The 23,170-nt window shown below is 73.3% G+C and carries 20 protein-coding genes; 8 read left to right on the top strand and 12 right to left on the bottom strand.

Features of this window, described 5'->3' with window-relative positions; translation table 11 throughout:
- Nucleotides 1-72: 72 nt before the first annotated feature.
- The 4 genes from ACHBTE_RS10515 to ACHBTE_RS10500 form a co-directional block, all read right to left on the bottom strand.
- The gene (locus ACHBTE_RS10515; RefSeq protein ID WP_394723356.1) at nt 73-996 is read right to left on the bottom strand and encodes a sirohydrochlorin chelatase; all 924 of its coding nucleotides are present in this window, start codon (nt 994-996) and stop codon (nt 73-75) included.
- A 129-nt stretch (nt 997-1,125) separates the two neighbouring features.
- On the bottom strand, nt 1,126-2,124 hold the full coding sequence (locus ACHBTE_RS10510) for an N-acetylglucosamine kinase (protein ID WP_394723354.1): 999 nt from the start codon (nt 2,122-2,124) through the stop codon (nt 1,126-1,128).
- On the bottom strand, nt 2,121-2,798 hold the full coding sequence (locus ACHBTE_RS10505) for a uracil-DNA glycosylase (RefSeq protein ID WP_394723353.1): 678 nt from the start codon (nt 2,796-2,798) through the stop codon (nt 2,121-2,123). The genes ACHBTE_RS10510 and ACHBTE_RS10505 overlap by 4 nt, the downstream gene beginning before the upstream one ends.
- 73 nt (nt 2,799-2,871) lie before the next feature.
- On the bottom strand, nt 2,872-3,957 hold the full coding sequence (locus ACHBTE_RS10500; RefSeq protein ID WP_394723351.1) for a WD40/YVTN/BNR-like repeat-containing protein: 1,086 nt from the start codon (nt 3,955-3,957) through the stop codon (nt 2,872-2,874).
- A gap of 280 nt (nt 3,958-4,237) precedes the next feature.
- Here ACHBTE_RS10500 and ACHBTE_RS10495 point away from each other — a divergent pair, with 280 nt between their 5' ends.
- Nucleotides 4,238-4,825: a hypothetical protein gene (locus ACHBTE_RS10495; protein ID WP_394723350.1), complete on the top strand. Its 588-nt coding sequence runs from the start codon at nt 4,238-4,240 to the stop codon at nt 4,823-4,825.
- Between the two features lie 512 nt (nt 4,826-5,337).
- Here ACHBTE_RS10495 and ACHBTE_RS10490 read toward each other — a convergent pair.
- Complete coding sequence (locus ACHBTE_RS10490) at nt 5,338-7,047, bottom strand: acyl-CoA dehydrogenase family protein (RefSeq protein ID WP_394723349.1); 1,710 nt, start codon at nt 7,045-7,047, stop codon at nt 5,338-5,340.
- Nucleotides 7,048-7,121: 74 nt separating this feature from the next.
- Between ACHBTE_RS10490 and ACHBTE_RS10485 the strand changes: the two genes are divergently transcribed.
- The 3 genes from ACHBTE_RS10485 (at nt 7,122) to ACHBTE_RS10475 (ending at nt 13,192) form a co-directional block, all read left to right on the top strand.
- Nucleotides 7,122-7,886, top strand: coding sequence for a PaaX family transcriptional regulator C-terminal domain-containing protein (locus tag ACHBTE_RS10485; protein ID WP_394723348.1), 765 nt, complete (start codon nt 7,122-7,124; stop codon nt 7,884-7,886).
- A gap of 91 nt (nt 7,887-7,977) precedes the next feature.
- A complete protein-coding gene (locus ACHBTE_RS10480) occupies nt 7,978-8,526 on the top strand; it encodes a GNAT family N-acetyltransferase (protein WP_394723347.1) in 549 nt (182 codons plus the stop codon).
- Nucleotides 8,527-8,758: 232 nt separating this feature from the next.
- The gene (locus ACHBTE_RS10475; RefSeq protein ID WP_394723345.1) at nt 8,759-13,192 is read left to right on the top strand and encodes an HAD-IC family P-type ATPase; all 4,434 of its coding nucleotides are present in this window, start codon (nt 8,759-8,761) and stop codon (nt 13,190-13,192) included.
- A gap of 61 nt (nt 13,193-13,253) precedes the next feature.
- Here the strand turns inward: ACHBTE_RS10475 and ACHBTE_RS10470 are convergent, their stop codons facing one another.
- Nucleotides 13,254-14,597 carry an FAD-dependent oxidoreductase gene (locus ACHBTE_RS10470; RefSeq protein WP_394723344.1) on the bottom strand — a complete coding sequence of 448 codons (1,344 nt, stop codon included), beginning with the start codon at nt 14,595-14,597 and terminating at the stop codon, nt 13,254-13,256.
- Between the two features lie 205 nt (nt 14,598-14,802).
- On the opposite strand from ACHBTE_RS10470, the gene ACHBTE_RS10465 reads away from it, so the two are divergent.
- A complete protein-coding gene (locus ACHBTE_RS10465) occupies nt 14,803-15,285 on the top strand; it encodes a DUF6214 family protein (protein ID WP_394723342.1) in 483 nt (160 codons plus the stop codon).
- Nucleotides 15,286-15,417: 132 nt separating this feature from the next.
- On the opposite strand, the gene ACHBTE_RS10460 is transcribed toward ACHBTE_RS10465, so the two are convergent.
- On the bottom strand, nt 15,418-16,059 hold the full coding sequence (locus tag ACHBTE_RS10460) for a DUF305 domain-containing protein (RefSeq protein WP_394723341.1): 642 nt from the start codon (nt 16,057-16,059) through the stop codon (nt 15,418-15,420).
- A gap of 138 nt (nt 16,060-16,197) precedes the next feature.
- Between ACHBTE_RS10460 and ACHBTE_RS10455 the strand changes: the two genes are divergently transcribed.
- The gene (locus ACHBTE_RS10455) at nt 16,198-17,700 is read left to right on the top strand and encodes an LVIVD repeat-containing protein (protein WP_394723340.1); all 1,503 of its coding nucleotides are present in this window, start codon (nt 16,198-16,200) and stop codon (nt 17,698-17,700) included.
- On the opposite strand, the gene ACHBTE_RS10450 is transcribed toward ACHBTE_RS10455, so the two are convergent.
- The 5 genes from ACHBTE_RS10450 to ACHBTE_RS10430 all read right to left on the bottom strand — a co-directional run bounded on the left by ACHBTE_RS10450 (nt 17,688) and on the right by ACHBTE_RS10430 (nt 21,974).
- Nucleotides 17,688-18,374: a TetR/AcrR family transcriptional regulator gene (locus ACHBTE_RS10450; protein WP_394723339.1), complete on the bottom strand. Its 687-nt coding sequence runs from the start codon at nt 18,372-18,374 to the stop codon at nt 17,688-17,690. The two genes, ACHBTE_RS10455 and ACHBTE_RS10450, sit on opposite strands and share 13 nt — an antisense overlap.
- A 214-nt stretch (nt 18,375-18,588) precedes the next feature.
- Complete coding sequence (locus ACHBTE_RS10445) at nt 18,589-19,284, bottom strand: HAD family hydrolase (protein ID WP_394723338.1); 696 nt, start codon at nt 19,282-19,284, stop codon at nt 18,589-18,591.
- 66 nt (nt 19,285-19,350) lie between these two features.
- The gene (locus ACHBTE_RS10440; RefSeq protein ID WP_394723337.1) at nt 19,351-20,022 is read right to left on the bottom strand and encodes a phosphatase PAP2 family protein; all 672 of its coding nucleotides are present in this window, start codon (nt 20,020-20,022) and stop codon (nt 19,351-19,353) included.
- Nucleotides 20,023-20,402: 380 nt separating this feature from the next.
- On the bottom strand, nt 20,403-21,338 hold the full coding sequence (locus ACHBTE_RS10435; protein WP_394723336.1) for a M56 family metallopeptidase: 936 nt from the start codon (nt 21,336-21,338) through the stop codon (nt 20,403-20,405).
- Between the two features lie 84 nt (nt 21,339-21,422).
- Entirely contained in the window at nt 21,423-21,974 is a 552-nt protein-coding gene (locus tag ACHBTE_RS10430; RefSeq protein WP_394723335.1) for a DUF5134 domain-containing protein, read from the bottom strand.
- Between the two features lie 183 nt (nt 21,975-22,157).
- On the opposite strand from ACHBTE_RS10430, the gene ACHBTE_RS10425 reads away from it, so the two are divergent.
- Both ACHBTE_RS10425 and ACHBTE_RS10420 read left to right on the top strand, forming a co-directional pair.
- Entirely contained in the window at nt 22,158-22,625 is a 468-nt protein-coding gene (locus ACHBTE_RS10425; RefSeq protein WP_394723333.1) for an FUSC family protein, read from the top strand.
- Nucleotides 22,622-23,158, top strand: coding sequence for a MarR family winged helix-turn-helix transcriptional regulator (locus ACHBTE_RS10420; RefSeq protein ID WP_394723332.1), 537 nt, complete (start codon nt 22,622-22,624; stop codon nt 23,156-23,158). The genes ACHBTE_RS10425 and ACHBTE_RS10420 overlap by 4 nt, the downstream gene beginning before the upstream one ends.
- Nucleotides 23,159-23,170: the final 12 nt, after the last annotated feature.

The raw sequence follows: 23,170 nt of genomic DNA, 5'->3' as shown, positions 1-23,170 counted from the left end.
TGACCGCAAGGCCGAAGGGCCCGCTCCCCCACGGGGGACGGGCCCTTCGGCGCTACGGCTGTGGCGTGCGGGTCAGCGCACCGGCGTGCCCTGCGGCTGCGGCGGGGCGATGCCCAGCGCGGTCGTGTACTTGGACAGCGCGAGCTTGCCGATCGCCGGGTACGGGCCAAGCGCCTCGGCGGCGGAACAGCCCGCCTCATGGGCGGCCTCCGCGATCAGGCTCGGGTCGATCTCCGGCCCTATCAGATACGGCGCCAGCGCCAGCTGCTGCGAGCCCGAGGAACGCAGCTGCTCGGCGACGGCCGTGATCGAGCCCTCCTGGTCCAGGGCCGCCGCCATCACCGGCACGGCCAGGCGGGCGGCGAGCAGCATGCCGGTGATCCCGGCCGCCTGCACGGCCTCCTCACCACCGACGGAGGCCAGGATGATGCCGTCCGCGGCGGTCGCCACGGTGAACAGGCGCGCACGGTCGGCGCGGGCCAGGCCGGCCTCGGACAGGCGCACGTGCAGCGCCTCGGCGAGCAGCGGGTGCGGGCCCAGCACATCGGTCAGATCGGCCGCGACCCGGCTGTCCATCACGGCCTGGCGGATGACACGCAGCAGCGCGCTGTCCGGGCCTGCGAGCAGCGGCACCACGACGGCGACGGGGCCCTCGGGCTCCTTGGCCTCCACCCCGGCCGCGAGCGCCTGCTCATAGCGGGCGATGCGCTCCTCGGCGGCGTGCACCAGCACGGACTGGAGCGTGGGGAACTCCGCGTCGTCACCATCGACGTACCCGATCCGGGCGTCGAGGCCGGGGAGCTCGGAGCGGGCGATGCTCACGACCTCCTCGGCGAGGCCGCGGGTGGCGGCGCTCGGCGTGCCCGGCACCGCGAGAACGAGCGAGGGCGCGCCCTCGGGAGCCGCCTGCGGCTCGGGTCGGCGGTGCCGCCCGGGCTGGCGGGGGCGCGGCATTCGTACTGGCAGGCCGGACGCGGGCCCAGTGGGGGAGCTCATGGCGCCGCATGTTACTGGTTTCTTGGGCTCCCCTGTTCGGGGAGGGTGCAGGTGAGCGGTATCCGTCCGGTTTTGTCTGATGAGTTACGTCCGGTTCTGAACCGATCAGCCTATGTGGATCAGTCCGTTTTATCTGTCACCCGCACGGGTCAGCACGCAGAGCATCGTCTCGTCACCCGGCAGTGTCAGCGAGCCGGTCGCGAGGTCGGTCGCCATGCGCACCGACCCCAGCAGCGGATCCCCGTCGGGTGCCACCCGGAGCGCCCGCGGCAGCCGCTTCGACAACTCCTCCTCCAGGGGCGCGAGAAGCGCGTCGCCCATCTTGAACAGGCCACCGGTGAGCGCGACTCGGGGCTCCCCGACGGCGGGGCACACGGTGGCTGCGGTCTCGGCCATGTGCCGTGCGGCGGTGCGCAGGATGTCCGCGGCGACCGGGTCGCTGTCGGCGCGGGCGGCCACCTGCGGCGCGAAGGAGGCGAGGACGGCGGGCCGGTCCGGACGCGGATAGAGCTTGCCGGGCAGCCCCCGCATCGGGCCGAACAACTCCTCGGCACAGGTCAGCAGTCCGGCGGACCCACCCGGACGGCCGTCGTACGCTCGCAGTGCCGCTTCCAGACCGGCCCGCCCGATCCAGGCTCCGCTGCCGCAGTCGCCGAGCAGATGCCCCCAGCCGTCCGCACGGCGCCACCGGGTCAGGTCGGTGCCCAGCGCGATGAGCCCTGTCCCGGCGGCCAGCACGGCCCCGGGCCGGGACCCCAGAGCGCCGACGTAGGCGGTGACGGCGTCGGCGGCGAGGACGAGACGCCCGATGCCGAACTCCCGCTCCAGCGCACCCGGCAGTTCGGCACGCAGGGCGTCCCCCAGCGAGGCCAGCCCGGCGGCACCCACCGCCGCGGCACCGAGCCGGTCGACACCGGCCTCGGCCATCGACGCCCGCACCAGGGGCACCAGTTGCTCCATCAGATGCCCGGCGTCGATGCCCCGTTCCCCGGTCCGCACCGGCTCCCGGGACTCCCGCCGGGCCGTCGCACCACGACCGACGCTCCCCACCACGACCCGCAGGCCTGATCCACCCGAGTCGACGGCGAGAAAGCCCTGGTCGGCCGGGCCCCGCCCCGTGCCGGTCATGGCAGGCGCCAGTCCACGGGCTGACCTCCCTGCTGGATCAGCAGATCGTTGGCGCGGCTGAACGGGCGGGAACCGAAGAAACCGCGGTCGGCGGACATGGGGGAGGGATGCGCGGACTCCACCGAAGGGAGCCTGCCGAGCAGGGGACGCAGATTGCGGGCGTCACGGCCCCACAGGATGGACACCAGCGGCTTCCCGCGTCCCGCCAGCGCTCGGATGGCCTGCTCGGTGACCTCCTCCCAGCCCTTGCCGCGATGGGCGCCCGGCTTGCGCGGGGCCGTGGTGAGCGCCCTGTTGAGGAGCAGCACACCCTGCCGGGTCCAGGGCGTCAGATCGCCGTTGGACGGCTGCGGCAGCCCCAGGTCGGCGTTGAGCTCCCGGTAGATGTTGATGAGGCTGCCCGGCAGCGGACGTACCTCGGGTGCCACCGAGAACGACAGACCCACGGCATGGCCCGGGGTGGGGTAGGGGTCCTGCCCGACGATCAGGACCCTCACCTCGTCGAAGGGTTGCTGGAAGGCGCGCAGGACATTCGCTCCGGCCGGCAGATAGGTGCGTCCCGCGGAGATCTCCGCGCGCAGGAAGTCCCCCATCCCGGTGATCCGTTCGGCCACGGGTTCCAGGGCCTTCGCCCAGCCCGGTTCGACGATCTCATGCAAGGGTCGTGATGCCACGGGCGTCACCCTACTGCCGTACCGACAGCGCCGATCAACCAGTGGCCAAGGCGGACCCGTAAGTCCCGGAGGCTCATCCGATCACCGCGGCCCGCACGCACAGCACGTCCGGCAGATGCGCGACCAACTGCCGCCAGGTGTCGCCGTCGTCGGCCGACGCGAACACCTCGCCGTTGCGGTTGCCGAAGTAAACCCCCGCCGGGTCCGCGTCGTCCGTGCACATCGCGTCCCGCAGCACCGTGCCGTAGTGGTCCCCCTCGGGCAGCCCGGCCGACAGCGGCTCCCAGCTCCTGCCCGCGTCCTGCGTGCGGTAGACGCGACATCGCCGGTCGGCCGGTACGCGGTCCGAGTCGGCGTTGATGGGGAAGACGTACGCCGTGTCGCCGCGGTGCGGGTGCGTGGCCGCAGCGAAGCCGAAGGTGGACGGCAGGCCCGCACCGATGTCCGTCCAGTGCGCGCCCGCGTCGTCGCTGCGGTACACGCCCCAGTGGTTCTGGAGGTAGAGCCGGTCCGGCGACCCCGCGTCCTGGGCGATCTTGTGCACGCACTGCCCGAACTCCGGGTTCGGATCCGGCAGGAACACCGCCGAGACACCGGAGTTGGAGGGTGCCCAGCTGGAGCCGCCGTCGGACGTGCGGAACACACCTGCCGTCGAGACGGCGACCGTCACGGCCCGGGGGTCGCGCTCGTCGGTGATCACGGTGTGCAGGCCCTCACCGCCGCCGCCCGGCACCCACTTGGACCGCGTGGGGTGCTCCCACAGCGGGCGGACCAGCTCGAAGGACTCGCCGCGGTCCTCGGAGCGGTACAGCGCGGCCGGTTCCGTGCCCGCGTACACCACGTCCCGTTCCCCCGCCGCCGGGTGCAGCTGCCACACCCGCTCCAGTGAGGCCTCCGTGTCCTTGGGGAACTTGACGGCGGGCCTGGCCGGCTCGGTCCAGGTGCGGCCCAGGTCGTCGGAGTGGAACACGGACGGGCCCCAGTGCGCGCTGTCGCCGCCGGCCAGCAGGCGCGGTCGGTCGCCCCGGGTGTCGATGGCGACCGAGTACACGGCCTGCGCGTTGAAGTAGGGGCTCTCGTCGAACTCCCAGGCGGCACCCCGCCTTCGGCCGATGAACAGGCCCTTGCGCGTGCCCACGGCCAGCAGTACCTCGGTCATGCCGATCACCTCCGTGACGTCTTCGTCCCAGACACCGGCCAGTCTGCACCCCGGCACTGACAGTCACCTCTGCAAAGGCTTGCGCCGCAGGTCAGGACGGCGATGGTAGCTCCCCCGGCACGAGCCGCGAGGCGCTTTCACGAAGACGCCTGCGGGGGCCTCGGGGGCCGTGTCACGGTCCTCGCCGGACAGATGCCATGAGCATCCGGCGGTCCTCCGCCGTATGGGAAGGGGGCGGTGGGTCCGGCATGTTCGTGCGCTCATGAGGAGGAAGCCTTCGATGGCGTTCCGTGGTGCGAAGGTGTGGCTGTGGCGGTGGCGGCGCAATCCGCTCAGGCGCCGGGCCGACGCGGTGGAGGGCTGGGTGCTGCTCGCCGCCTGGGCGGCCACCGTGCTCACGGGCGTGCTCGCCGGTGTGGGGACGGCCGGCACGGTGGAGCGGGAGATGGCCCGGGAGCGCGTCGAGTGGCGGCCCGTCGTGGCACTGCTCGGCCAGCAGGCACCGGGCACGTCGGACGCGCGTTCCGGCACCACGGGCGGCGCGAGCGTATGGGCGAAGGTCCGCTGGAGCGGGCCGGACGGCGCCGCCCACACCGGCCAGGCCCGCGTCCGCCCCGGCAGCGGCGTAGGCACACCGGTCACCGTCTGGACCGACGCCCAGGGCCGCCTCGTGACCAGGCCGGCCACCGAGGCCGAGGCCCGTTCGAGATCGGCCCTGGTCGGCAGCCTCGCCGGCCTGTTCGCCGCGTCCGTACCCTTCGCCGCCGGCCGAGCCCTCCGGGCCCGCCTGGAGAGCATGCGCATCGACCAATGGGGCTACGAGTGGGCCCGGGTCGGGCCGTTGTGGAGTGGGCGGACTACGGGGTGAGGGGAGTGGGGGTGAGGGGGTGAGGTGATGGGACGCACGCCGGTGGCCGACGACGGCGCCCCGATGGCTGGGCGGCCCGGCAACCGGCGGTCCGGTGGCGCGGCGCCCGGGTACAAGGTGACCCGCCCCGGTTCACGCCCGTTCGGCTCCCGTGCTTCTGGTTCTGCCCCGGCACGTGGGCACCGGTGCTGCGGGGCGGCCGGTGACAAGGGCGCACCGGCGGCGCCGCCGCCCGTGCCCACGCTCCGGCAGCGGGCGAGGCAGCTGGAGGCCGTGCGCCGGGCGCCGGGGAGGCTCGGGCATACCCGGCCCCGGGTCTGCTCAGCCCTGGGTCTGCTCAGCCTCGGGCCTGCCCAGGCCCAGGTATCCAGCCCCAGGTATGCCCGGCCCCAACTGTGCCCAGCCCCCCCCCGGGCAGGCCCCGCAGAGAGCGGTTCGCCGGGCAGAGCCGCCGTCCGCCCCCCAGCGGGCGTCCGGCAGTTCCCAACTGCCCTCGCGTCACCTCGTCGCCGTCACTCCCCGCCCGGCAGCGCCCGGCTCAGGATCGCGTCCACGTCGGCGGCGTCGGGCAGTGTGCCGAAGGCGTGTCCCCAGTCGCCGCCGAGCCGGGTGGCGCAGAAGGCGTCGGCGACGGGGGCGGGGGCGTGGCGGACCAGGAGGGACGCCTGGAGGGTGAGGGCCATCAGCTCGACCAGGCGGCGGGCGCCTGTCTCGGAGCCCGCGGCCAGCATGCCCTTCAGGCGGGCGACCGCGCCGTCCAGGCGGGTGTCCGCGCCCTGCGCGAGGGCGAGTTCGCCGAAGAGCGCCTCGGCGGTACCCGGTTCCTTGCTCAACGCCCGCAGCACGTCGAGGGCGTTGACGTTCCCCGAGCCCTCCCAGATCGACAGCAGCGGGGCCTCCCGATAGTGGCGGGGCATGCCCGAGTCCTCGACGTAGCCGTTGCCGCCGAGGCACTCCAGGGCCTCCGCGGTGAAGGCGGGGCCCCGCTTGGTGACCCAGTACTTGCCGACGGCGGTCGCGATCCGGCGGAACGCCGTCTCGGTGCCGCGCGCGTCCTCGCCGCGCACCACCCTGTCGGCCGCGCCCGCGAGTCGTAGCGTCAGCGTCGTCGCGGCCTCGGACTCCAGCGCGAGGTCGGCCAGGACGTTGCGCATGAGCGGCTGGTCCACCAGCCGTGCCCCGAACGCGGTGCGATGGCGTGCGTGGTGCCCCGCCTCCACCAGCGTCTTGCGCATCAGTGTGGCCGAGGACATCACGCAGTCCAGCCGCGTGCAGTTCACCATCTCGATGATCGTCTTGACACCCCGCCCCTCGGGACCGACCAGCCAGGCGACCGTGCCGTCGAACTCCGGCTCGGAGGAGGCGTTGGAGCGGTTGCCCAGCTTGTCCTTCAGACGCTGGATGCGGAAGGTGTTGCGGCTGCCGTCGGGCAGGACGCGCGGTACGAGGAAGCAGGACAGACCGCCCGGGGCCTGGGCCAGTACCAGGAAGACGTCGCACATGGGCGCCGACGTGAACCACTTGTGCCCGCGCAGCGTGTACACGCCCGGCTCGGCCGTCGGCGTCGCCGTGGTGGTGTTCGTGCGGACGTCGGAGCCGCCCTGCTTCTCGGTCATCCCCATGCCCGCGAGCAGGCCCCGCTTCTCGGTCGGCACGCGCAGCCCCGGCTCGTACTCCCGGCTGGTCAGCAGCGGTTCGTAGACCTTCGCGAGCTCGGGCTGCCTGCGCAGGGCGGGGACGGCGGCGTACGTCATCGACGTCGGACAGCCGTGCCCGGCCTCGGTGTGGCCCCACACCAGCCCGCCCGCGGTCCGGGCGACATGGGCGCCGGGCCGCTCGTCCGCCCACGGAGCTCCCGCCAGCCCCTCGGCGACCGCGACCCGCATCAGGCGGTGCCAGCTCGGATGGAAGTCGACCTCGTCGACGCGATGGCCGTACCGGTCGTGCGTACGCAGCTCGGGCTCGTGCCGATTGGCCTGCTCACCCCACTCCTGCGCCTCGACGCTGCCCGCCGTCAGGCCGAGCCGGCGGATGTCCTCCTCGGCCCACCCGGCGCCCTCCCGGCGCAGCCCTTCGAGCAGGGCGGTGTCCTCGGACGCGTCGTACGGCGACAGGGGAGGGGGCTGGTTGGTGACGTCGTGGGTGGCGTACTGCCGGGACCGCTCCGAAGGCTCCGGCGCGGCACCGTCACCGGACTGCTCCTGCGCGAGTATCGAGACCATACGGCCAGTGTTGCACTCTCTCTACGGTCGCAGCAATAGTGTAATACGTCATCCCGCCCCGTACAGTCGTGACCATGCCGAACAACGCGTCCACGCACGCCGACGAGGGGGAACTGCGCCCGCTGTCCGCCCGCTCGGTCGTGCTGAGCATGCTGCTGGGGCTGCATCCGCCCGAGCTGCCGGTGAAGGACCTGGTGCGCAACGTGGAGCCGTTCGGCATCGCCGGGTCCACCCTGCGGGCCGCGCTCAGCCGGATGGTGGCCGCCGGCGACCTGCGGCGCGCGGACGCGGTCTACCGGCTCAGCGACCGGCTCCTGGAGCGCCAGCGGCGCCAGGACGACGCCGTTCATCCCGAGACCCGGCCGTGGAGCGGCGACTGGGAGATGGTCGTGGTCACGGCCACCGGCCGAGGCCCTGCCGAACGGGCGGAGCTGCGCGGCAAGTTGACGCGCCTGCGCCTCGCCGAACTGCGTGAGGGCGTCTGGCTGCGCCCCGCCAACCTGCTCCGCCCCCTCCCGGACGACCTCGGCCGCGTGGCCCAGCGCTATACGGCCCGTCCCGGCCGGCCCGCGCCCGAACTGGCAGCGACCCTGTGGCCGTTGGCCGAGTGGGCTGACACCGGACGCGCCCTGCTCACCCATGTCACCGGTGCCGGCCGGCCGTCCGACCGCTTCACCGCCTTCGCGGCCGTGGTACGGCACTTGCTGGCCGACCCGGTGCTGCCGCCCGGACTGCTGCCACCGGACTGGCCGGGCACACCGCTGCGCGCCGCCTACGCGGCCTATCGCCGGGAGATGTCCGACACGGCACACGCGCGTGCCGGCCAGGAGGCCGTCTGAGGGGCGGCGCGGCACCAGGTGCCGGACGGCGACGCCGCCTGTCCTGCTTATCCGTTTGCCGCCGGTCGGCACGGCCGGATAGGAAGCCCGCATGCTGAGAGGCGCCAAGGTCGGGCTCAGGGCCCGGCACGACGACATCCCGGTCCTGCGTACCGAGCTCTACGACGACGTGGTCAACTCCTCGCGGGCCGAAAGCGGGCCGTGGCGGCCCGTCTCGCCGGGTGCGAAGGACCCGCGGCTCGTCGTGGACGACGTGGACGACAAGGAGCAGGCGCACGTCCCCTTCTCCGTGGTGGAGCTGGGCGGCGGCACGCTGATCGGCACCGCGACGCTGTGGGGCATCGACCATCACAACCGGTCCGCGCACATCGGGCTGGGGCTGCTTCCGGCCGCCCGCGGCAAGGGCTACGGCTCCGACGTGGTCGCGGTGCTGTGTCACTACGGGTTCGTCGTGCGCGGCCTGCACCGGCTTCAGATCGAGACGCTGTCGGACAACGCCGCGATGCTGCGCTCCGCCGAACGCAACGGCTTCGTTCGCGAGGGCGTGCTGCGCTCCTCGGCCTGGGTGATGGGCGAGTTCCTGGACGAGGTGCTGCTCGGCCTCCTCGTCAAGGACTGGAAGCGGGACTCCGAGGGGTAGCCGGAGGCCCCCGCCCCCGTGGCTTCCCGGCCGGCTGCACGGCCCGGGGTCGGGCGGGTCGCGGCGCTCGCCGCCGAGTGCCCTCGGAATCGACGGCCCGCGCATGGGCATGGACATGATCGTGCCGGCCGCGAAGCCGCCCGCTGAGGTGTCCGTGGCGGATGACATGCCGTTTTGCGGGAACCCGGGTCTCCGCGGAAGACGACGTCGACCGAGGCGAAGAGGGCGAGCGATGGTTCTTGGTCTGCTCACACGTCCGACGGCCGCCGCGGCGGGTATGGTCGCGGCCGGTCCGCGGCTGCTGGTCGCAGGAGCCGCGCCCGCGGTGGGAGCCGCCGCCGGCGCCGTGGCCGGGACCGCCAGGGCCGGGGTACGGAGCATGGACACGGCGGCGCGCGTCGTGCGGGTCACCCGCAACACGCTGCCCCGGCGCCCGCGCCCCTGGCGCTCCGGCGCCCGCATCCATATGGCGCTGCGGCCCGCGGAGCCGGAGCGCGTGCACCGGGCGGGCGGGACGGAACACGCGGCACGCCGGGTCGCCGCGGCGCTGCTGGAGCGGCCCGATGTGGCCCTGGCGTACTGGGACGGGGGACTGAGCCGCCTCGTCGTGACCGCCGTCGAGGAGTCGGTCAGCGACCAGGTGATGGACAAGGCCGTCGAGATCGCGGCCCGGCACGGTCTGGCGCAGATGGACGAGTCGGTGGAAGAGACCCCCCACCCGGCCGACCCCGCCGGGGTGCGGGCCGCCGCCACGACCGTGGCCGCCGACGTGGCCGGCATCGCCGCCGCGTTCATCGGCTACGGGCTGCGCCTGCCGACCACGCCCCGCTCGGTGACCGCCGTGGTCACGCTGCTGCGAGAGAACCCGCGCTTTCGCGGCTGGCTGCGGGCGCGGCTCGGCCGCACCCGCATGGACATCGTGCTCGCCGTCGCCAACGCGGCGGCGCACGGCGCAGGCCGGACCCCGACCGCTCTGGTGCTGGACGGTTCGCTGCGCTCGCTCCAGCTGGCGGAGACGGTGGCCCGCGCGGCGGCCTTCGACATGGTCCACGACGAGGTCTGTGTGCCCGAGCGATGCAGCGTGGCCGGCGACCACTGCCCGCGCCCGCCGCTGCGCAGTTCCCCGGCCCAGCAGTACGCCGCGCACGCCGAGACCGGCAGCCTCGTGGGCGCCGTGGCCACACTGCTGGTCAAGCACGACGGCACCGAGGCGGCCGAGGCGGTCCTCGCGGGCTCTCCCAAGGCCGCCCGCTACGGGCCCGCGGCCTTCCACGCCGTACTGAGCTCCGCGCTGTCCCGTACCGGCGTCCTGGTGCGCGACACCGAACGGCTCAGGCAGCTGGAGATGGCCGACACGGTCGTACTGCACCCGAGCGCGCTACGGACCCCCGGCGCGGGCGCGGACGCCTGGGCGGAGACCGTGCTGGATGCGGCTCGGCGGGCGGGCCTGCGCGTGGTGATGGTCGACGACCCCGCCCTGGCCGACTTCACCACCCTCGCGGACCAGGTGGTGAGCGCCGATCGGTCATTGGGCGAGGTGGTGAACGCGTTGCGTGCCGACGACGCCGTGGTCGTCACCGTGGCCCGACCGGGGGCCGGCGACGAGGACGTCTTCGAGGGGCTGCTCGCCGGCGATGTGGCCGTCGCCCTCACCGACCGTGACGGAGCCCTCGTCTGGGGCGCGGACGTGCTGGCCCCGCACGGTCTGGCCGACGTGTGGCGGCTGCTGCGCGCGGTCCCGGCCGCGCGCGGGGTGGGCCGCAGGTCGCAGGTCCTGGCGAGGTCCGGCGCCGCCCTGTCGGGTCTGCTGGTGGCCATCGGCCAGTCCCGGCGTGGCCGCCCCACGCCCTGGCCGGGGATCCGGCACACGCCCGTCGACGTGAGCGCGGCATGGGCCCTGCTGACCGGTGTGCGAGCGGCCCTTCGGGTGGCGGCGGCCCGCGCCCCGCACCCGCGTCCACGCGTGGCCTGGCACGAACTGGAGCCCGCCGAGGTCCGCGACCGGCTGGAGCGGGAGGCGGACGCGGTCCCGGAGCCGAGCCTGCCCGAGCAGGTCACCGACCGGACGCGCAAGACGGCCCGGGCGATGGGCCGCAAGCGCCTGTTCGCTCCGCTGAGCGGGCCGATGCAGCTCGCCCGGGCCGTGCGCGGCGAACTCGACGACCCGCTCACCCCGGTCCTCGCCGTCGGCTCGGCCGCCGAGGCGATCCTCGGCTCCGTCGTGGACGCGCTGCTGGTCGTCGGCGCGCTCGACCTGAACGCGCTGGTCGGCGGCGTCCAGCGGATGCGGGCCGAGCGGGCGCTGTCCGGCCTGCTGGCCAAGCAGAAGCAGAAGGCACGCGTCGCGACCGAGACACGCGAGGGCAGCCGGGACCAGCAAGGCAGGGCCGGTGCGGGAACCGGAGGGGGCGAGGAGAGCGAGGAGAGCGCGGCGAGCAAGGAAGGCGAGGAGCCGGCCACGGCGTCCCGGTCAACCCTCGTCGACGCCGCCAAGCTCCGCCCCGGCGACGTGATCGAACTGCGCGCGGACGACGTGGTGCCCGCCGACGCCAGGCTGCTCTGGGAGGACGGACTGGAGGTGGACGAGTCCGCGCTGACCGGGGAGTCCCTGCCGGCCGACAAGGCGACCGACCCGACGCCGGACGCGGCCGTGCCCGACCGGAGCTGCATGGTGTTCGAGGGCACGACCGTGGTGGCCGGGGAGGCCAGGGCCGTCGTGGTGGACACCGGGGACCGGACGGAGGCCTCCCGTGCCGTGGCCCTCGCCGCCCGCACACCACCGTCCGCCGGAGTACAGGCCAGGCTGCGCGAACTCACCGACAAGGCCCTGCCGTTGACGCTGGCGGGCGGCGCCGGTGTGACCGCCCTGTCGCTGCTGCGCGGCACGCCGATCCGCCAGGCCGTCAGCGGCGGCGTCGCGGTGGCCGTGGCCGCGGTCCCGGAGGGGCTGCCGCTGGTCGCCACCGTGGCCCAGCTCGCGGCGGCCCGCAGGCTGAGCCGTCGCGGCGTCCTCGTACGGGCCCCGCGCACCCTGGAGGCGCTCGGCCGGATGGACACCATCTGCTTCGACAAGACCGGCACGCTCACCGAGAACCGGCTGCGCCTGGTGCGGGTCACCGACGCGGGCGGAACGATCCGGAAGCCGGCCGAGCCCGAGGGCGACGCCACACTGCGGTCGGCGGCGCGCGCCTGCCCGCAGTTCAACGGCGGCTCGGAGCGGCCCGTGCACGCCACCGACGAGGCCGTCCTGGACGCGGCCCCCGACGACCCCGACTGGTCCCAGGCCGAGGGCCTGCCGTTCGAGGCCGGACGGGGCTACGCCGCCGCCGTCGGCCGTGCACAGGACGACGACGTCGCCGTGCTCGTGGTCAAGGGCGCCCCCGAGACGGTGCTGCCCGCCTGCGTCGACCTGCCCGAGTCGGTGACGGAGGCGGCGCACACCCTCGCCGCCGACGGACTGCGCGTCCTCGCGGTCGCCCGGCGCCCGCTTGCGGCCACGGACCAGGCGTCCGACGCCCTTGAACAGCCCCTGGAAGAGCTGGAGTTCACGGGCCTGCTGGCCCTCGCCGACGTACCGCGCGAGACCTCCACGGCGCTCGTCCAGGGCCTGCGCGACGCGGGCGTACGCCCCGTCATGCTGACCGGTGACCACCCGCAGACCGCGCGGGCCATCGCCGCGGAACTGGGCTGGCCCGAGGACACCGGCGTGGTCACCGGCGACGAGCTGGCGTCCGCGGACCGGGAGGCGCGCGCCCGGATGCTGAGCGACATGGGTGTGGTGGCCAGGGTCGCGCCCGAGCAGAAACTCCAGGTCGTCGAGGCCCTGCGGGATGCAGGCCGGGTCGTCGGCATGGTCGGCGACGGGGCCAACGACGCGGCGGCCATCCGCGCCGCCGACATCGGCGTCGGCATCAACGCCCGCGGCTCGGCCGCCGCCCGCAACGCCGCCGACCTCGTCCTCACCGACGGCGACCTGACCGTCCTGGTCGAGGCGGTCGCCGAGGGCCGGGCCCTGTGGCACAGCGTCGCCGACGCCATCGCCATCCTGATCGGCGGCAACGCGGGCGAGGTGGGCTTCGGCCTCCTCGGCACCCTCCTGTCGGGCGCGGCGCCGCTGTCCACCCGCCAGATGCTGCTGGTCAACCTGTTCACAGACCTTTTCCCGGCCATGGCGGTGGCGGTGACACCGTACGAACCGGAGACGGCGGAACCGGAATCGGCCGCGCCCGGCCAGGCAGGCGCCGAAGGCACCGCCCCCCTGGGTACCTCCCTACTCGGCGCCCCGCTGATCCGCAAGATCCGGCACCGGGCCCTGACCACCACGCTGGGCGCGACGGCGGCCTGGCTGATCGGCCGCTTCACCCCGGGCACCGCCCGCCGCTCCACCACGATGGCGCTGTGCGCGGTGGTCGGCACCCAGCTCGCCCAGACCCTGGCCGACCGCAAGGGGAGCCCGCTGGTCCGGGTCACCGCCCTCGGCTCCGCGGCGGTCCTCGTCGCCCTGGTCGAGACGCCCGGCATCAGCCACCTCTTCGGCTGCACGCCGCTCGGCCCGTTCGCGTGGGCGGGCGTCGCCGCGTCGATCGCGCTGGCGGTCGCCGGGCAGCGCGCCCTGCCGCACCTGGAGCGCACGGTCAGCCGGTATCTGCCGGCGCACCTGCGCTGACAACGCGCCTCCGGCCGGTCGGAGCCCCTCGGAGCCCCTCGGCGACGACCGGCCTGGCCCGTCAGACGACGTCGTCGTGCGCGGCGATCAACAGGGACTCCCAGTCGGGAAGTTTCACCACACCGCGCCCCAGCGAGGCCCCCAGGGCCGCCTCGGCCCGCTCGATCGCCTGCCAGCCGGACCACTCGACGGGCTCGACACCGGCCGACCGCAGAGCCGTCAGCGGCTCCTCGGGCACCGCCCTGCGAACGAGTACGCCGGCGTCCTCCAGCAGCGACGTCACCGTCTCCTTGGCGTCCGACCGGTTGCTGCCGATCACGCCGGTCGGGCCCCGCTTGATCCAGCCGGCCACGTACTCGCCCGGCGCCACGAGCCCCTCGCGCAGCACACGACCGGCCAGATGCGGCACCGTGCCGGTCGCCGTGTCGAACGGCAGGCCCTCCAGCGGTACTCCGCGATATCCGACCGAACGCAGCACCAGCTGGGCCTCGATGTCCTCGTACCGGCCGGTGCCCGTCACCCCGCCCCGACCGTCGGGGACCGTCCGTTCGAAGCGCACCGCGCCCACGCGACCGGCCTCGGCGAGGAGCTCGACGGGCCGCAGGAAGAAGCGCAGCCGGATCCGGTGCCGGGAGTCCCGGGAGGGGGCCCCGGCCCAGCCGCGCAGCACCTCCACGTTGCGGCGCTGCGCGGCGGGCAGCCCGGACGGGTCGAGGTGGGCCGGGTCCAGCGCCAGGTCCCGTGGGTCCACGGTCACGTCGGTGTCCGGCAGGGTGCCCAGCTCCCGTAGCTCCTTGGTGGTGAACCGGGCCTGCGAGGGGCCGCGCCGCCCCACCATGCTGACGTCGATGATGCGGCTCGCGGCGAGGGAGCTGAGGGCCGCGTGCGGCATGTCGGTGGGAGCCAGTTCGGCGGTGCCGCGCGCCAGCATCCGCGTGACGTCCACCGCGACGTTCCCGACCCCGATGACCACCGCGGACCGTGCCCCGCGCACGAACCCGTCGTCGACGGAGTCCGGGTGGGCGCTGTACCAGGACACGAACTCGGTCGCCGACCAGCTGCCCGGCAGGTCCTCGCCGGGAATCCCCAGGTGCCGGTCGGTGGCGGCGCCCACGCAGTACACGACCGCGTGGTACAGCTCCCGCAACCGGGTGCTCGGCACTCCGCCGGGTCCGATCTGGACGCCGCCGAGGAACCGCACCCGCTCGTGCTCCAGAACCGTCCGCAGGTTGTTCTGGAGGGATTTGATCTTCTCGTGGTCCGGCGCCACCCCGTACCGCACCAGGCCGTACGGGCACGGCAGCCGGTCCAGGACGTCCACGACCACGTCGGGGTCCTGCTGTACAAGGCTCTGGGCGGTGTAGCACCCGCTCGGCCCGGAGCCTACGACGGCAACTCTCAGCACGGCGGAACTCCTTGTCCGGAGATCTTCAGGAGTCGCTCTCGAGTCCAGCATCGCACCGCAGCCGCTCCGCTGACAGGGTGCAGTGCGCCGTACGGGATGCGTGTTTCGTTCGTATGGAATGTGATCATGCGGTTACGTTGCGTGTGTGCTGGAAGCATCCTTTCTTAATCTTTCCGACCGCCGCCCGACGGAGGGTGCCGTCTCCGTGTGGCCCGCGTGGGAAGTGCGGGACGACGCCGGCGCCACGACCTGGTTCGGGGTCCGGCTGGAGTTCGGTGACGGCGCCCGGGTCGACGCGCACGCCGTGGTGTCCGAGGGGTGCGTCACGATCGAGGACGTACGGGCACAGCCGGCGCTCTCCCTCGACGACCTCGCGGCGCTCGCCGACTGGATCGAGGATCCGCTCTGCGACGCGTGCGGGATCACCGCCGCGGCGGACCGTGCCGCGGCGGACGCCGACGAACCCGACGGGGAGGGCCCCGGACGGAGCCCGGTCCTGCCGGACTGGCCGCGCGGTGTCGAGGGGCGGTGGCTCGTGGCGCAGAAATACCGGGCGGCCCAGGAGGCGGGAACCGACCCCGTCCTCGCGGTGATGAGCGCGACGGGGCAGAACCGCCGCAAGTCGCTCAGGCTGATCGGACAGGCGCGCGACGCCGGGTTTCTGACGCGACGCAGGGCCGGTCGCTGAGGGCCGTCTGACCGGCAGCCGCGACGGTGGTGGAGGGGGCGGCGGCGACGTACGCATCGAAGGCGGGCGTGCCGGCCTGGTCGGGGGCGGGTGCACCGGCCTCGTCCGGGGCGGGCGTACCGGCCTGGCTCGTCAGAGCATGGCCCGCATCCGTGTGATCTCGCTCGTCTGCTGGGCCACCACCTCGTCGGCCATCTCCTCGATCCGGATGTTGTTGCCCTGCCCCTTCACCTCCGTGGCCATGGTGATCGCCCCGTCGTGATGAGTGATCATCAGCGTGAGGAACAGCTGGTCGAAGGCCGCACCCCGCGCCGTGCGCAGCTTGCGCAGCTGTGCCTCGGTCGCCATGCCCGGCATCGAGGCGTGGTTGTGGCCGGCGCCGCCCTGCCCGGCCGTATCGCCCTGCTCGCTCTTCCCATGGGTCTTGAGCCAGCTCCTCATCGCGGCGATCTCCGGGCCCTGCGCGGCGGCGATCCGCTCGGCCAGTTTCCTGACCTTCGTCGACTCGGCCCGCTTCGGGGCGAGTTCGGTCATCTCCAGGGCCTGGGCGTGGTGCTCGATCATCATCCGCGCGTATGTGACGTCCGCCGAGTTGGGGGAGTCGTCCTCGGCGCGCTGCCGTGCCGCCTCCTCGGCGGACAGTTTCCGGTTCGCCTCGCCGGGCTTGCCGGGCGCGATCACCGAGGGTCCGCTTCCCGCGGCGGAGTCGGGATCGGCATCGGAGCCGGAACCGGAGTCGCAGCCGCCGAGCACCAGCACGGCCAAGGCGGCCATGGAGGCCGTAGCGAAACGCGCCCGGCGATGGGGCGCCTTCGTTACATGTTCATAGCCCGCTCTTGAAATGTGCATGGTGAAGACGATACTCGGGCGTGCGTGAACCGTTCCAGTGCGAACGGCACAAGGGAGGAAACAGTGATCCTGTTCAGCAATTCCCGAACACGGCGCAGACGCCTGGCAGTTGCCGCTGCCGCCGGCGGGCTCCTGGCCGCGCTGCTCACCACGCAGCCGGCCACCGCGACCCCCGACCCCGGGGACGGTCCCGTCGCCGAGCAGGAAGTCTCCGACCGCACCCGGGCCGAGGTGCGCGAGGCTCTCGCGGACGGCGAGATACCCGGTCAGAACGAGATCGTCCACTCCGACAACATCGAGCACGTCACCAACGTCCCCAAAGACGTGCTGCCGGGCACCAATTCGGATCTCGCCTTCCAGGGCAGATACGCCTTCGCCGGCAACTACGACGGCTTCCGCATCTTCGACATCTCCGACCCGCGGGCACCGAGGACGGTCGCGCAGGTTCTGTGCCCCGGCTCGCAGAACGACATCTCCGTCTCCGGTGACCTGCTGTTCCTGTCCACCGACTCCTCGCGCAGCGACAGCAGTTGCAACAGCACCACCCAGCCCGCGACCGAGAAATCCTCCTGGGAGGGCATGAAGGTCTTCGACATCAGCGACAAGACGAACCCCAGGTACGTCGCCGCCGTCGAGACCGCATGCGGCTCGCACACCCACACGCTGGTGCCCGAGCGGCGCAACGTCTACGTGTACGTCTCCTCGTACTCGCCGAACGCGGCGTACCCGGACTGCCAGCCGCCGCACGACGGCATCTCCGTCATCAAGGTTCCGCGCCACGCCCCCGAGAAGTCGAAGGTCGTGGGCTTCCCGGTGCTGTTCCCGGGTGAGGGCCCGGACGGCGGTGGCAACCCGGGCGGGCCCACCAACCCGGGTGTCTCCAAGACCACGGGCTGCCATGACATCACCGTGCTGCCGTCGAGGGACCTGGCCGCGGGCGCCTGCATGGGGGACGGCATCCTGTTCTCGATCAGGGACCCGGAGCGTCCGAGGGTCATCGACCGGGTGCAGGACAACGTCAACTTCGCCTTCTGGCACTCGGCGACCTTCAACCAACGCGCGAACAAGGTCGTCTTCACCGATGAGCTGGGCGGCGGCAACGGCGCCACCTGCAACGCGGCGACCGGCCCGGACCGCGGCGCCGACGGCATCTACGACGTCGTCGGCAAGGGCGACAAGCGCAAGCTGGTCTTCCGCAGCTACTTCAAGATCCCCCGTCACCAGGCGGACACCGAGAACTGTGTCGCCCACAACGGCTCGCTGATCCCGGTCAAGGGCCGGGACCTCATGGTCCAGGCCTGGTACCAAGGTGGCGTCTCCGTCTGGGAGTTCACCGACTCGTCCCGCCCGAGGGAGATCGCCTACTTCGACCGTGGGCCGCTGACCACCGACACCCTCAGAACGGCCGGTTCGTGGTCGGCGTACTACTACAACGGCTACGTCTACTCGAACGAGATGGCCAGGGGCTTCGACGTCCTGAAGATCGACGACCGGCGCACCGACCCGGCCCGCCGGGTCAAGATGCGTGAGCTCAACGCCCAGACCCAGCCGGACTACTTCGACTGACCCTCCGGGCAGCCGGGCGCGGACCCGGTCGCGAAGAACCGCGACAGATCCGCCTCGCACGTCCCGCCGGGCACGGCCTCCGTGTCCGGCGGGACCCCCCTCTCCCACTCCAGCCCGTACCGCTTGAACAGCTCGGCCCGCAGCACCGGCACGGACATCGGCACCCCGGGCACCAGCGCCGCGTAGACGGCGCCCATCAGCAGGGCACGCAGCATCGGGTAGTCGGCGTCGACGTCCCGCGAGCCGCGGCGTGCGCAGGTGTCGCGCAGCAGCTCGGCCAGGCGCCGCTGCTCGGGACACTGCATGAAGCCCTCGGCCTGGAGGATCCCCGCCATGTGCTGGCGCATCAGCACGGGCCGGTCCCGGGCCAGGCCCAGAATCGCGTCGATGGCCCTGGCCATCCGTTCCCGGCCGTCCTCGGTACGCGGCTCGCGCTCCAGCGCCTCCTCCAGCGTGCGGTGCATCAGCCGGTGCACGGCGGACTGCACCAGCTGGCGTTTGCCGGGGAAGTAGTACGACACCAGACCCCGCGCCGAGCCCGCGCGGTCCGCGATGTCGCCCAGCGTCGTGGCGTCGTATCCCCGCTCACCGACCAGCTCGACCGCGGCTTGGAGAAGCCGCTCCCGGGAACGCCGCCGCAACTCTTCATTGACCGAGGCGCTGCGCGGGGACATGCTGTAACTCCTGCGTTGACTGGCTGCCAGCCAACTATACTCAACGCGTCCGGTCCGGGCCTTGGTACGGCCTGGTCGGGGTTGCCGTCTGCCCTGGGCGACGCGGGGGATCGTCCAGGGCGGGCTCGACCCCCCTGGATGGTGGCCGGAGGCTACTTGTTCAATCCCGGGCGGGGCGGGTCTCAATTCGCGCGGGCACCGTTCGCCTCGCCCGTCACGCGCCCCGCACGAGATCCAGCACCGGCCGCAGCCCGTCGGGCCGCTGGGCCGCCGGCAGATGATCCACGAAGTGCACCGCACACCCCAGAGCCGCCGCCCCGCCGTCCGCCCGCCGGTCGTCGCCGACCATGACGACGTCCTTCGGATCCGCGTCCAGGGCCGAGCAGGCGAGCGTGAACAGCCGGGGGTCGGGCTTCTGGACGCCGTGCTCGAACGACAGCACAAAGGTGTCCACATACGCGTCGAGGCCGTGCTCGCGGAAGACCGGACGGATGTCCCAGCCGATGTTGCTGACCACGCCCACGCCGACGCCTTGCTCACGCAGTGCCCGCAGCACCTCGGCGGTATCGGGGTACGGCGCCCACGCGGTCGGAGCCATATGGCGGTCGTAGAGCAGGTCGTGCAACCGGTCGTCGGGGAGCGGCACATGCCGGGACAGGGTGGTGTAGGCGGCCCGGTGCAGCTCCGCGCTCTTGTCCCGCACGCCCCAGAGGCTCGCCACGTCCTGCGGCAGCCAGGACGGGTTGACCCCGCCGGGTAACGCCCCCATCGTCTCCAGCGCCGTCGCCGCCTCGGCCAACTCGGCCTCGGCGAGGTCCACTCGGGCCGCGGTGACTACTGCGCGCAGCCAGGACTCGGTGGACTCGATACGGAAAAGGGTGCCGGAGAAATCGAACAGAACTGCGGTCATGGTCGGATCCTACGGCGGGGTCTTCCGACGCGTGGGAAGATCCCGGCCATTGCGCGGGCGGACGGTTCAGGTCCGCCGACGCGTGTGCACCAGCATCGCCAGTACCACGACCAACGCGCCCAGCAGCCAGCCGCCGACGACGTCCGTGGCCCAGTGCACGCCCAGCCACACCCGGGTCAGCCCGACGCCCAGCACGGAGATCACGGCCACGGCGACGGCCGCGCGCCACAGGACGGGGGCGGCGCCGTGGCGGTGCAGGAGCCACAGCAGGAGGCCGCACACCACGGTGGCCGTCATGGCGTGACCGGAGGGGAAGGCGGCGTAGTGGGCGGAGTCGACGGGATCGGGCCACGTGGGGCGCGGGCGGTCGACCGCGGCCTTCATGGTCTGCTGGATCGCCGACGCGAGCGCACAGGTGATCACGAGCCACGCGGCCGTCCAGAGCGCCGCTCTGCGCCACACCAGCCAGATCGCGACGACCGCGGCCAGGATGCGCATCGTCCACGGGTCCCAGACCCAGTCCGTCAGGATGCGGAACGCCTGCGTGACCCCGGACTCCGCGACCGCCCAGCGGTGCGTGGTCTCGGCGATGTCGCCGTCCAGGGTCATCAACGGATACCAGCGGACCGCCACCAGGGCGAGCAACAGCGCGGTGCACAGGGCCAGGGCACCGGCCCAGGAGGCGGTTCGACGCTCTTCCGGCGGGCGGGGCGGGGACTCGACGGACTGGGTGTGCATACTGCGATCCTCGCCGATCGGTGGGGCGGGAGGCCAATACCGGGGGTGCTGGGGGCGTGTTTCGCGCCGCCGACCGCGGCGGGGGTGCGCCGGGTCGTACGGCGGGCGGCCTGCCGGTGGGGGGAGCGGAGCACTCCGTGCGGGGCGGGTCGGCCGGCGCTGTGACCGGTGCTCAGGCTCATCTTGGGACGAGTGCTCGGCCTGCCCCGCGGCAAACGCCCGGGGCGTGGGTGGCGGCGCTTTCGCGCTCACCGCCGCGCCGTGCCCCCCGCCCCGTTACGGGGCTGAGACAACGCTGGGCGACCCGGAGAGAAGCCCGGCGGGCCACCGAGGGGGCTCAGCCAGCCCCGGGACCGGCACGGCCACCTCCGAGACGCCCGCTAGCCCAGCGCCCGCAGCCCGGGTCCGAACGCCACCAGTACCGGGATCACGGGCACCAGCGCAGCCGCCGCCGTCAGTCGGAGCCGGCGGCCCGCCGTGAGCCGGTCCGGGGGAGTCAGGAGCCGGTTCACCCGTTCCGGAACCTGTGCCTGCGCGGTCGGGCAGGGGCCGAAGACACCCCGGTCCTCGTTGAGTTCGACCAAGGCCAGTGCGGTCGTCAGCCGGCCGAAGCGACGGGAGGCCATGTCGTCGGCGGAGAGTTCGACCAGCCGGTGCATCTCGTCGCGGAACGCCGCGAACACCGGCACCTGCGGAAACCCGCCCGCCAGCGCGGCCGAGCAGTGCAGCAGCCAGTCGTGCCGGGCCCGCGCATGCCCCTGCTCATGTGCGAGTACGGCGTCCAACTGCCGCCCCTTCAGGCGCCGCAGCGCCGCGGTGGTGATGACGAGCCGGGGCGCCGTGCCGGGCAGCCACCACGCTTGAGGCCGCTCGCCCTCCAGGATGGCCAGGCGGTCGTTGCCAGGCTCCTCGCCCGGCAACAGCGGGGCACGGACGAGGAGTTCGGCCCGCCGCTGCCTGCGCCGGGCCCGCGCGCGCACGACCTCGCGCACCAGCATCGCCACGGTCCACAGCCCTCCGCAGGCGAGCGTCACCGCGGTCGTCGCCGCCCAGGGATGACCCACACCGTGCGCGTACGCCTCGACGACCGCGCTCGGCGCCGGGGCGAACACATGGCCGCGGACCACCTGCCAGGCAGCCGCCGCACTGAGAGTCATGGACAGCGCACAGCAAAGGAGTACGCCGGCCACCACGCACTGCCACACCCACAGGGCGACCACCGGTTCGCGGTCCGGCCAGTCGGCCCGGGCGAGCATCCGAGGGGCGACTACGGCGGTCAGGGCGCCGAGCAGCAGGAGTGCCGCGGGGACCATCATGAACAGCACCCTATGAGCGCGGTACCGCCCAGGGGTACGGCCGACCACGGTGAAGTGACGCAGACCACGGACGGGAACGGCCCGTCACAGAGTCATCAGCATCGCCACCATCGCGATCCCCATCGTCAGCCGGCAGGCCCGCGCCAACTCCGGCCGGTCCCCCCACGCCACGGCCCGGCCACCGGTCGGCAGGGACACCGCGACAGGCACCAGCCGGACCCCGGACAGCAGCACGTACCCCGTGAAGTACAGCAGTAGCGTCCCCGTCACGAGCGGGACCCCGGAGCCGCCGTGTCCACCCCCGTGCCCGGGTGAGGCGGCCATCGTGACCGCCATGTAGACCATGGCCCCCGCCCCCACCAGGTGATGCAGATGATGGGCACCCGACCGCGCCGACCAGAGCGCGTGCAGCGCGGCGGCACCGAACACGGCCGCGTAGACCGGCCAGGCCCACGACGGCGGTGTGAACACGGCGGCGGGCATCGCCATCGCCGCCATGCCGAAGCCCATGAGTGCCTCGCCGCCCGCGGCCCGGCGCTGTTCCTCGACCTGGCTGCGCATCCGCAGCAGGCAGTAGGCCCCGGTCGCCGCACACAGCGCGACCAGCAGCCAGCCGTGCGCAGCCGGTCCGTGCACGCGCACCCTCCCCGCTCGACGGTCTCGGACAGTGCGTCGATGCCCAGGCCGGGCAGCGCGCACGCGAGCGCAAGGGTGTACACGGGGAGCATCCGGGGGAGCACGGCAGGCCAGACAGGGCCGGGGGCGTGGGTGAGCTGATGTAATTCCCGATATAGGCGCCCGTACTGGGCCCTGGTCACCGTGGCCGCCCTCTATCAGGCCGACCTCGCCCTGACCTGGGGCCGGGGTGTCCAGCGCATGGTCGGCAACCTGCTCGGGGTCCTCGTCTTCGCCGCCGTGGTCCCGCTCGCCCACACCGGCGCACTCGCCCTGGTCCTGTGCTGTCTGGCCTTCAGCTTCGGGGGCGAGGCGCTGATCAGCCGCAACTACTGGCTCGGCAGCGTCTGCGTGACCCCCATGGCGCTGCTCGTCACCGAGTTCGCCGGGTTCCAGGAACCCGGACCTCTGATCGCCGAGCGGATCGTGGACACCCTGGTGGGCGTGCTGGTCGGGCTCGCCGCCGCCCTGGCCGTCCCCGACCGGCCGCGGCAGCGGGTCGTGCGCACCGAGCGGCCGGGACCCCGTACGCTCGCGGCCATGGGGCGGAGCAGCCAGGGACCGTACCCGGACCAGCGCACAGGCGAGACGACGGAGGGCGTACGGCCATGACGGCGACGAACGGCGGGCCGACCGGGACCAAGCGGGACACGGTGGCCGCGGTGGTCCGGCAGTGGCAGGCCGTCCATCCGGACCTCGACACCGCCCCCATGGAGATCATCGGCCGTATCAACCGCTGCGCCGCCCTCCTCCAGCAGGCCGAGGACGCCCCGCTGCGACGCGCGGGCCTGAGCCGCCCCGAGTTCGATCTGCTCGGCGCGCTGCGCCGCACCGGCCATGAGCTGACGCCCAGCGAGCTGGCCCGCGAGACGTTCTCCTCCGGTGCCGCCGTCACCAAACGCCTCAAGCAGCTGACCGAACGCGGACTGGTGGAGCGCCGTGGCGACAGCCGGGACCGCCGCGTCGCCCATGTCCGCCTCACGGACGCGGGCCGGGACCTCGTCGACGGCACGCTGCCCGAGCAACTCGCCTACGAGACGGACGTACTGTCCGGCCTGGACCGGCCGGGGCAGAACCAACTCGCCGGCCTGCTGGGCGAGTTGCTCGGCCAGCTGGAGGGACGGCTGGGGGCGCTGCGGGTCTGACGCGGACGGGCG

The sequence above is a fragment of the Streptomyces sp. M41 genome, from assembly GCF_043673425.1.
Lineage (GTDB): Bacteria > Actinomycetota > Actinomycetes > Streptomycetales > Streptomycetaceae > Streptomyces.
This window is presented reverse-complemented; position numbering and strand designations above follow the sequence as displayed.